8 protein-coding genes are annotated in these 10,404 nt (G+C 46.5%); 3 read left to right on the top strand and 5 right to left on the bottom strand.

Annotated elements, in window-relative coordinates:
- Positions 1-248: 248 nt before the first annotated feature.
- The 3 genes from VN105_RS07900 to pheS all read right to left on the bottom strand — a co-directional run bounded on the left by VN105_RS07900 (position 249) and on the right by pheS (position 3,270).
- Positions 249-1,244, bottom strand: coding sequence for an NAD-dependent epimerase/dehydratase family protein (locus VN105_RS07900; RefSeq protein WP_325639608.1), 996 nt, complete (start codon positions 1,242-1,244; stop codon positions 249-251).
- 51 nt (positions 1,245-1,295) lie between these two features.
- On the bottom strand, positions 1,296-2,147 hold the full coding sequence (locus tag VN105_RS07895) for a 3-hydroxyacyl-CoA dehydrogenase family protein (protein ID WP_325639606.1): 852 nt from the start codon (positions 2,145-2,147) through the stop codon (positions 1,296-1,298).
- 88 nt (positions 2,148-2,235) lie between these two features.
- On the bottom strand, positions 2,236-3,270 hold the full coding sequence (gene pheS, locus VN105_RS07890; RefSeq protein WP_414647235.1) for a phenylalanine--tRNA ligase subunit alpha: 1,035 nt from the start codon (positions 3,268-3,270) through the stop codon (positions 2,236-2,238).
- Between the two features lie 96 nt (positions 3,271-3,366).
- Here pheS and VN105_RS07885 point away from each other — a divergent pair, with 96 nt between their 5' ends.
- Positions 3,367-4,203 carry a sensor histidine kinase gene (locus tag VN105_RS07885; RefSeq protein WP_325639602.1) on the top strand — a complete coding sequence of 279 codons (837 nt, stop codon included), beginning with the start codon at positions 3,367-3,369 and terminating at the stop codon, positions 4,201-4,203.
- 52 nt (positions 4,204-4,255) lie between these two features.
- Here VN105_RS07885 and VN105_RS07880 read toward each other — a convergent pair whose 3' ends face one another.
- Both VN105_RS07880 and VN105_RS07875 read right to left on the bottom strand, forming a co-directional pair.
- Entirely contained in the window at positions 4,256-4,942 is a 687-nt protein-coding gene (locus tag VN105_RS07880; protein WP_325639600.1) for a response regulator transcription factor, read from the bottom strand.
- A gap of 17 nt (positions 4,943-4,959) precedes the next feature.
- Positions 4,960-6,366, bottom strand: coding sequence for a HAMP domain-containing sensor histidine kinase (locus VN105_RS07875; protein ID WP_325639598.1), 1,407 nt, complete (start codon positions 6,364-6,366; stop codon positions 4,960-4,962).
- A 226-nt stretch (positions 6,367-6,592) separates the two neighbouring features.
- Between VN105_RS07875 and VN105_RS07870 the strand changes: the two genes are divergently transcribed.
- Positions 6,593-7,378, top strand: a complete 786-nt coding sequence (locus VN105_RS07870; RefSeq protein WP_325639596.1) for a GLPGLI family protein — start codon at positions 6,593-6,595, stop codon at positions 7,376-7,378.
- Positions 7,379-7,421: 43 nt separating this feature from the next.
- Positions 7,422-10,286: a TonB-dependent receptor domain-containing protein gene (locus tag VN105_RS07865; protein WP_325639595.1), complete on the top strand. Its 2,865-nt coding sequence runs from the start codon at positions 7,422-7,424 to the stop codon at positions 10,284-10,286.
- Positions 10,287-10,404 lie beyond the last annotated feature (118 nt).

Below are 10,404 nucleotides of genomic sequence, written 5' to 3'. Positions count from 1 at the left end.
ATCCGTAATATTTCAACCGCCTATCTCCGCGAACGCGGAGTAACCTCCTCTCAGGATTAAAGCGGATTTTGTCTGACTCAGGATTACACTGATTACACTGATTACCCTGATTTGATTACTTTGGATTTAAAATGATTTTGGGAGATTTAAGCGGATACTTTCGCCTAAATCTCCCAAAATCACATTATAAAATCCTAAAAAATCAAATCAGGGTAATCAGTTTAATCCTGAGTCAGACAAAATTCGCTTTAATCCTGAGAGGAGGTTACTCCGCGTTCGCGGAGATAGGCGGTTGAAATATTACGGATGGTTTCTTCCAGTGGCCGGAACTGAAATCCCGGTAAGGCAGCCAGGATCTTATTATTTTCATAGTATACCTTCAGCTGGGCCGTATGGGCGGTTTCCCTGGTAATCAGCGGATGCCTGCCGGTGAGGAGCCCTTTCACCTTTTCAAGCCGCCAAACCACTTCCGCCATCCATGGCTTTGCTGCAATATGGGGCGGCTTTTTACCAAGTGCCTGTGCCATGGTGGTAAATAATTGCAGGTAGCTCCAGTTGCCGGCCGAGAGGATGAACCGCTGCTCATTAATGTTACTGTCCATTAACCGGATCATGGCAATTACCACGTCTTCTACATCCACAAACCCGTTTACACCTTGTGTATAATATGGAAATTCCTTCCAGGCATTTTTAAGCAGGGATCCTGAACCATCGTCCCAGAACCCCGCGCCCAGGATAATGGAAGGATTAACAACTACGGCTTCCAACCCTTCTGCAACACCTCTCCATACTTCCATTTCCCCCTGGAACTTACTGATGCTGTAGCGGGAATTGTTTTTACTGTCTTCCCACTCACATTCTTCATTTACAGCAGCCCCGGGTTTTGCCCTTCCGATAGCTGCTACAGAGCTTACATACAACAACTTTTTAACGCCTGCATCCAGCGCCATGTTCACCACGTTGGCGGTACCTTCAACATTAATTTTAAGGAGCCGGTCTTTGTCGGCTGCCTGGAAAGAAACTACTGCCGCACAGTGATACACCTGGGTTGCCCCTTTCATGGCATCTTCCAGGGCGCATACATCCAGGATGTCGCCGGGTACCCATTCTATTTTATCTGAAATATCCTGCAACCGGGGAGAAGGTTGTTTACGGTACAGTGCTCTCACAGGTTTCCCTGCAGCAACCAATGCCCTTATTAAATGACTACCCAAAAAACCTGTACCGCCGGTTACTAAAATCATGAAGACTAAAATTCTTTTTTCTGAAGAAGGTTCAAAAATAACTAAAACCTGTTATTGTTCGTACCTGTAAAAACCCAATCCTGTTTTACGTCCCAGCTTTCCTTCTTTTACCCGTTGTTCCTGCAATACGTTCGGTTTAAAGCGGGGGGCATGTTCAAAAGCATCGTACAGGGACTGTGTTACTGCGAGGTTAATATCATTACCTATCAGGTCCATTAATGCAAACGGGCCCATTTTAAACCCGGCTGCTTCCAGCAGCTGGTCAATAGTGCTGAAGTCGGCCAGGCCCTGTTCTGCAATATGCATAGCTTCCAGGTAATAATGCCTGGCTACCCTGTTCACAATAAAACCGGGGGCATCTTTTACCCTTACCGGCACTTTTCCCATTTTCAGGGCCAGCTCATAAATAGCTTCGGCTACTTCCGGGGCTGTTTCTTTTCCACTTACTACTTCTACCAGCTTCATCAGGTGTGCGGGATTAAAGAAGTGCATACCCACCACCCTTGATGCGTGAACACCAACGGCAGAAGCAATTTCAGAAACAGACAGGGAAGACGTATTAGAAGCGAAAATGGTTCCGGCAGCATTGATAGCTGCCAGCTGGTTGAAGAGTGCGGTTTTGGCGGTTATTCTTTCTACAATAGCTTCTATGATCACATCGGCCACACAGTCGCCGATATTGGTGGTAAAACGGAGCCGCTGCAGCACACCGGCTTTATCTGCAGGGGTTAGCTTACCTTTTTCAACGGCTGCGGACAGGCTCTTCTCAATCTGTGCACCAGCCTTGTCAAGACCCTCCTGCCGTATATCAAACAACAAAGTAGTAAATCCGCTGTAGGCTGCTATCTGCGCAATCCCGGCACCCATAGTGCCCGCGCCGCATACGGCAATAGTTTGAATCACTTTTTGAGGTTTTTCACCCGGTGTTTACATAAGTGCAGCTGATTTTTTACTGCCTTTATGTTAACACCGGATAGCCTGGTAATAATGTTTATACTGCGCCTTCAAACTGCTCCAGGAAACGGGTGTCATTTTCAGAGAACAGGCGCAGGTCTTTGATCTGGTATTTTAGCATGGTAATGCGTTCTATCCCCATTCCGAAGGCGAAACCTGAATATTTTTCAGGGTCAATACCACAGTTGGCCAGTACTTTTGGATGTACCATTCCGCAACCGAGTATTTCCACCCAGCCGGTTTGTTTACATACATTACAACCGGTTCCCCCGCAAATAAAGCAAACAATATCCATTTCAGCACTTGGTTCCGTGAAGGGGAAGTAAGAAGGGCGGAAACGGATACCGGTGTTTTCACCAAACATTTCCTGAACAAAGTGATACAGTGTTTGTTTGAGATCTGCGAAAGAAACGTTCTCGTCTATATACAATCCTTCTACCTGGTGGAAGAAGCAATGTGCACGGGCGGAAATGGTTTCATTACGGTATACTCTTCCCGGGCTGATAATGCGTATGGGCAGTTTGCCTTCTTCCATTACCCTTACCTGGGCGGAGGAGGTTTGGGTACGCAGCAGCCAGTCGGGATTTTTGCTGATAAAGAACGTGTCCTGCATATCACGGGCAGGGTGATTCTCCGGGAGGTTCAGGGCGGTAAAGTTGTGCCAGTCGTCCTCAATTTCCGGGCCTTCGGCAATGGTAAAGCCCAGCCGCTCAAAAATGCGGATGATCTTATTCCTTACCAGGCTGATAGGATGCCTGGTACCCAACCGGTGAGGGGCTGCCGGCAAAGTATAATCTATATCACCTGCATCAGTACCACCAGCCTCTTTCAGGTCACTGAACTGCTCATAGCGGGCCTCTGCGAGTTGTTTAAATTCGTTTAATATCTGGCCAAATTCTTTCTTACGGTCATTCGGCACCTGTTTCATCTCTCCAAAAAGAGCTTTTACAATACCTTTTGTACCCAGGAATTTTATGCGGTACTGTTCCAGATCCGCTGCGCCGGCAGGCGTAAAAGCCGCTATTTCCTCTTTATAGGCTGCTATTTGCTGTACTAACTGTTCCATAAACAACAAAGATAAGCGTTTAGGCGTAAACTGGCGAGGTTTCCACGCTGCTCCTTTTTTCCCGGAAATGATGTATATTTTCATGAGCAAATCAAGGGGGTTATGCCTGTCACTTTAAACACTGTTATGCTGTTACTGGCTGCAGCCGGCATTGTCATTTTTTTTCTCCTTTCCCTCCATTACCGTTCCCGTTACCTTCTTCTCAAAGGCAGTAGCGAAGCTTTGATCAGGAACAACCACCAGCAGGAAGAAGCAACCCTCCTTTTAAACCAGCAACTGGCAGAGCTTAAACTGGTAAACCTCAAGTCACAGGTAAACCCTCATTTCCAGTTTAATTGCCTCAACGGCATTTATACCACGCTCATGATGGGAGAAACCGCGCTGGCCCAGGAATATATTGCACGGTTTGCCGGCTTGCTGAGAAAAGTATTAATGCTGGCAGATAAAAACTTTATCCCGTTGCAGGAAGAAACGGACATGCTGGAACTTTACCTGAAACTGGAACAATTACGCACCAATAACGGGTTTGAGTATACGCTCTTTACCGATCCCCGGATTGCTGCAACGCAGTTATACGTACCCTGTATGCTGATACAACCTTTCGTGGAAAATGCTATCTGGCATGGCCTTATGCATAAGGAGAAGAATCGGCAGTTACAGGTGCAGTGGATGCAGCTGGCGCCTAACCTGTATACCTGCGAAATAACAGACAACGGCATCGGAAGAGTGCAGGCCCTGCAATATCATCACGAAGGGTTGAAGAGTGGTAACCATCATTCACGGGGCATGGAAATATGCATGGAAAGGGCCACCCTTTACCGTAATATGTACCATAAACAATTCAATATTGAAATTTCCGACCAGCCTGGTGCGGAGAACACCGTAGCCGGCACCCGGGTACGCATTACCTTCGAATCCGACCCGGCTATGGGCGGCTAAAAACCAGTTTATGCGTGGTTATGATATTGTTGTAATCATGCACTGTAGGCCACTAAAAGATGAGCTTATAGCCAACCCCCCGGATGTTTACTATCTGAACACGGGAATCGTCTTTCAGGTACCGGCGGAGCTTCGTAATAAATACGTCCATACTGCGGGCATTAAAAAAATTATCATCTCCCCAAAGGTCCAGCAGCACTGCTTTACGCTCCATCACTTCATTCTTGTTATCGTACAAACGGCGTAAAATGGCGGCTTCGCGGTGCGACAAAAATTCAATGGAATTATTCCTGGCAAGGGTTTGCTTGGTATAGTTGAAGATGTATTGGCCAATGGTTACGGCGCCTTCTTCCATTTCACGGGCCGCGGGGTTGTCACCAAAACGTTTCAGCAGTGCAGTAATCCGCACAATCAGCTCGTCCATGCTGAAAGGCTTTTTCAGGTAATCATTTCCGCCCAGTTCAAACCCTTTCACCACATCTGCCGTTTGGGACTTGGCCGTCAGGAAAATGATAGGCGTGAATTTATCCTGCTTACGGATTTCTGCAGTCACCGAAAAGCCGTCCATATTAGGCATCATGATATCCAGTACCACCACATCGGGGCGCTCCTGCTGGTATATACGCAGCCCTTCTTTACCATCGGCTGCATATAACATTTCGAACCCCCTCATTTCAAGGCTGTCTTTCACAATTTGTCCGAGCTGTACTTCATCTTCTATCAATAATACTTTGGGCATAAATTTCTTTTATATGGTTAAGCAGAAGGGATGACAATAGTAAATTCACTGCCTTTATCCGGCTCACTCTGCACATGTATGGAACCGCCATGCATGGCCACTATTTTCTGTACATAACTTAATCCAAGACCAAATCCTTTCACATTATGCAGGTTACCGGTAGGCACCCGGAAAAATTTATCAAAAATACTGCCCTGGTATATCTTCGGAATACCCACGCCATTATCTTTCACCCTGATCTTTAAAATACCATTTTCCAGGCTGGTTTGCAGGTACAATTGTACGTGTTCCCCCGAATATTTAATGGCATTATCCACCAGGTTGTTGATCGCGTTGGATAAATGGGTTTTATCCACGTACACTGTTTTACCGGCCAGGTTGTTATCGTAGCGGACCTGTAGCTGTTTTCCCGCCTTAAGCTGGTGATTCGAAAGAATGTTGTCAATTACCTCGTTCAGGTCTGTTTCTTCCCTGAACAACTCAATATCTTCTTTTTCCTCGGCGGCAATATGCAATACTTTTTCCACAAGGTCAGACAAGCGCTGCAGCTCGTTCTTTGAAATATCGAGATAGGTTTGTGTTTTACGCTGATCGTTCAGGGCGTTGAAGTTCTGTAACGCTTCCACTGCCGCAGATACGGTAGCAATAGGCGTTTTCAGCTCATGCGTCATGTTATTGATGAAATCATTTTTTACTTCCGACAGCTTTTTCTGTTTTAGGATGGTTCTGAGCATGTATATAAAACTGAGGGTAGTAAGCACCAGTAATACCAGTGAGCTGAGCAGGGTCCAGATCATCTTCTGTAAAATAAACTGCAGGGGCGATTCAAAGATGGCCTGTACAAACAGGTTGCTGGCAGGGTTAAAGGGAATCTTGGCCGTTTGCCGGGGCTCCCGGCGCCGGATACTGTCCCTGAATGTTTCTCTTTCAAAGCCGCTGTAGTTCAGGTGAAAGGTATCCAGTTCATAGGGCGTGGCAATTTGCCGGTTGGCCAACTCCACTTTGAATACGGAGTCCAGTTTTTTAAGATTGGTACTATCGTTATGTAAGTTGCTGGTAATGAGAAATTCAGAGATCTGCCTGGCCAGGGTGTCTACATATACCGTACTGGGGGAATCTCCCTGGAAAGCTTCTTTGGGAGGCGGACCAGGATAGCGGTCGTAACGCTGCCCCTTGAAGCGGCGCCCCTTGGGCATCCCTATTTCTTCCAGCTGGTTGGCCAGCCCGCGCATGGGCAGCTTCAGCGAGTCTTTATCTTTACCAAAATAACGGATATAGCGGCGTACATCAGAAAACTGTTTATTGAATACCGCCATCCGGAGCGATTCATTGATCTCTTTATTGAACTGTTCCTCCCTTAATTTGTAAGAATTATACAGCCAGTACCCCTGGAACAGAAATATGCCCAGGATACAGACAGACATGAGGATGAGAATATTTCTGATTCTTTGTCGCATGAAAGATTTTAAGATCCTTACAAAACTATCCATTCCACAGGGAAAACAAGACAATCCCTTAACAGTAATTAACAGTAAATAAGGAAGATTAACGCTTACAGACAGCCCTTAACAGTAAATAACAGTAAATAAAGGTTTTTAACCGAAAAAATGAAAGCGAAGATCCACTTTTGTAGCATAAAATCAATCAGGTATGAACCGAACTATCCGTTTATTCATTGCAGCAGCTACGCTGCTATCTGCCACCAGCCCCGTGTTTGCACAACAATCAGGTACAATAGAATATGAAGTAACTGCTAAAACAGACCCCGAGCGTATGCGCGGTTTCCAGCGGGGCGGCGATGATGCACCCGAAATCCCGGATGTTATCACCTTCAAACAGGTATTCACCTTTAACAACAACATTGGCAAGCTCACCACAGAACGCCCGGAAGGCGGCGGTTTCGGCGGAAGAAGACAGCGCCCCGGAGGAGATACCTCTACCCGTAACCAGCGCGGGCAACGCCCCGGAGGTATGGGTATGGGACGCGGCGGCTTCAATGCCCAGTATGTAGACCTGGCTAATAAAAAGTATGAGCAGGTGTTCAGCACCTTTGGCGATGATAAGAAAACTTATTACACAGAAGAAGATTACATCTTTACCGCTAATAACAAAACGTCCGGCAAAACAAAAAAGATAGCCGGTTATACCTGCAAAAAGGCCACCATACAGCTCAAAGATGATACCTACACCGTTTGGTACACCACCGAACTGCCATTCAGTTTCTCCCCGGTGAACGGATTATTGCCCGACAGTAACGCCGTAGTCCTTTCTGCAGAAGGTACCAGACGCGCTTTCACTGCAAAAAGCGTTAACCTGAAAGCCATAACAGATACGGATCTTGCCCTCCCTGCCGGTGCGGAAAAAGTGAGCCAGGAACAAATGAGGGAAATCAGGAAACAGGAAATGGAGAAATTACGTAAGCGGCAACAACAATAAATAAATTTCATCCTAACTTTCCCCTTTCCTGTTAATTTCTATTATGAAGAAACTTATACAACTCTTGCTGATACTGGGTTTGGGCATTATACATGTGCAAGCCCAGGCTCAACAAGGAAAGATTAAAGGCCAACTGACTGACTCTACCTCCAGGGATCCCATGCCGGCTGCTACGGTAGTACTGCTGAATGCAAAAGATTCCAGCGTTGCCTCCACCACCATGACAGACAACAAAGGCAACTTTGAACTGGCAAATGTGGCCGATGGCGCCTACCGGCTGTACGTAAGCTTCCTGGGCTATAAACCCATCAACAGATCATTACAGGTTAACCAGGATCATAAGGAATTATCACTCGGCAACATCCCGATGGTGCTCAAAGGAGTAAACCTCAATGCCGTGGAAATACTGGATGAAAAGCCACCCATCGTAGTAAAAAAAGATACCCTTGAATTTAATGCGGATGCCTTTAAAACCCGTGAAAATGCAGTAGTGGAAGATCTTTTGAAGAAGCTGCCCGGTGTTACGGTAGATAAAGACGGCGCTATTACCGCCCAGGGGGAAACCGTTACCAGGGTATTGGTAGACGGTAAGCCCTTTTTTGGCAACGACCCCAAGCTGGCTACCAAAAATCTTCCGGCTAACATCATTGATAAAGTACAGCTGATAGACCGTAAATCAGACCAGGCGCAATTCACCCAGATCGACGACGGACAAACAGAAAAAACGATCAACATCACTATCAAAAAAGATAAAAAGAAAGGATTGTTTGGCCGCGCCACCGCCGGCTACGGTACAGACGATCGCTATGGCGTATCCCTCAGCCTAAACCGCTTCAGGGAAAACCAGCAAATGTCGCTGCTCGGCGGAGGTAACAACGTTAACAATATGGGATACACCCAGCAGGATGCCATGAGCTTCAGCTCTGCCGGTGGCGGCGGCGGAAGAGGTGGTGGCCGCGGAGGCGGACGGGGTATGCAGATGGCCCTGGGCGGCGGCAACAACAGTGGTATCACCCGTAACTGGAACACCGGCCTCAACTTCAACCAGGACTTCAGCAAAAACCTTATCGTTAATGGCAGCTACTTCTTTAATGATACCAAAAACGACAGAGACCAGAAAACGGCGAAGCAAACATTCAGTACTGACAAAGAAGGTAATGCCACTACCAACTACGATAATACCACTTCCACTTCGCAAACAGATAACAGTAACAACCGCTTTGCTGCCAGGATAGAATATACGATCGACTCCCTTCATTCACTGATATTTTCACCAACGTATTCCCTTACAAACGGCAGCAGCTACAGTGTTACAGACAACCTGTCGCTCAATACCAATAAGGATACGCTGAACAGGGGGCTTACCTATAACGATGGCCAGGGCCATAATGAAAACTATGGCGGCTCCCTGCTGTTCCGTAAACGGTTCAGGAAACCGGGCCGTACACTGAGCGTTAATTTCAATTACAGCAACAGTGATAACGACCAGGAAAACTATGTAAAGTCCAGCATTAACTATGTTACCGCCGATAGCCTCGTTAATTTTAACCAACGCAACCAGATAAATACCAACAGCCGCAACGAAGGCGTAAACCTTACCTATACAGAACCGTTGGGCAGGGATCGTTTCCTGGAAGCCAATTACGGCATCACAAAATATAACAGCACCAGTACTAAATACACCTACGATTACGATGATGGAAAAGGGGAGTATAACATCATGAACGACTCGCTGAGCAATGCCTTTACCAACAGTACATTGAACCAGCAGGCCGGCTTTGCTATACGAACCAATAAACTGAAGTACGATTACTCCATCGGGTTGAATGTACTGTTCAATAACCTGGACAACAACACCTATTCCTTCCTGACCGGGAAAGACAGTCTGATCACACAACACACGGTCAACTTCTCCCCGCAGGCATCTTTTAATTATACCTTCTCAAAGAACAAACGGTTACGGGTAAACTATAACGGAAGCACCCAGCAGCCCTCTGTACAGCAGCTGGCGCCGGTTCCGGACAACAGCAACCCGCTGTATATCCAACTGGGTAACCCCGACCTGAAACCGTCGTTCAACAACAACCTTAGCGTTAATTACAACTCGTTTAACAATATCACCTTCAGGGGAATGTTTGCCAGGTTGAACGGCGGATACACGGTAAACAAGATTATCAATGCCACTACACTGGATCCGGAAACCGGTAAACAAACCGTAAGACCAGTAAACGTAAACGGCAATTTCAATGTGTCTGGTATGGTGCATAACTCCTTTCCATTGTCTAAAACACCCGGGCAAAACCTGAACACAGGAACTTCTGTGGGTTATAGTAAAGATGTGATTGTGAGCAATGGCAGAAACAGCAGCACCAATACATTTCAGCTGTCGCAATCGGCCAACGTGAGCTACATGTACAAAGAACTTTTTGATATTTCACTGGGCGGCAGTATCAATTACAACGCCACCAACTACTCACAGGCCAGCGCCGGTGCAAGCGATACCCGTTACCTGGATTACAACATCAATACAGATTTCAACGTTAATCTGCCACTGGGTTTCATGATAGGCAGCGATATTACCTGTACCATGAACCGCGGCAGGCAGGCAGGCTATAACCTTACTTCCACCATGTGGAATGCAAATGTTTCAAAGTATGTGTTTCCCAAAAAACAGGGGATGATCAAGATCCAGGGCTTTGATCTGTTAAGACAGTATATCAGTGTATCCCGCACCGTAGCAGATAACTACATCCAGGATGTGCAGAGCAATGTATTACAGCAATATTTCATGGTAAGCTTCACCTATTTCCTGAACAAGTTTGGTGGCAATAACGGCAGGGGAGAAAGGGGCGGCCGTATGGGATTCCCACCGGGCGGCCGTGGTGGAATGAGACCAAGAGGATTCTAGGTTAACCGTTTTATAAAACAAGGGCATTATTAACCGGTATGGATTAATAATGCCCTTGCTATTTTTAGTGAATTATTTTAAATAGACATCGACCTTCTGGGAGCCCTTACCCGCTTCA

Source organism: Chitinophaga sp., assembly GCF_035564935.1.
Lineage (GTDB): Bacteria > Bacteroidota > Bacteroidia > Chitinophagales > Chitinophagaceae > Chitinophaga.
This window is presented reverse-complemented; position numbering and strand designations above follow the sequence as displayed.

What these genes read in the sequence shown, in the direction of transcription:
- VN105_RS07900 (WP_325639608.1), bottom strand. Translation starts at nt 1,244, where the DNA reads ATGATTTTAGTAACCGGCGGTACAGGTTTTTTGGGTAGTCATTTAATA.
- VN105_RS07885 (WP_325639602.1), top strand. Translation starts at nt 3,367, where the DNA reads ATGCCTGTCACTTTAAACACTGTTATGCTGTTACTGGCTGCAGCCGGC.
- VN105_RS07880 (WP_325639600.1), bottom strand. Translation starts at nt 4,942, where the DNA reads ATGCCCAAAGTATTATTGATAGAAGATGAAGTACAGCTCGGACAAATT.
- VN105_RS07875 (WP_325639598.1), bottom strand. Translation starts at nt 6,366, where the DNA reads ATGTCTGTCTGTATCCTGGGCATATTTCTGTTCCAGGGGTACTGGCTG.
- VN105_RS07870 (WP_325639596.1), top strand. Translation starts at nt 6,593, where the DNA reads ATGAACCGAACTATCCGTTTATTCATTGCAGCAGCTACGCTGCTATCT.
- VN105_RS07865 (WP_325639595.1), top strand. Translation starts at nt 7,422, where the DNA reads ATGAAGAAACTTATACAACTCTTGCTGATACTGGGTTTGGGCATTATA.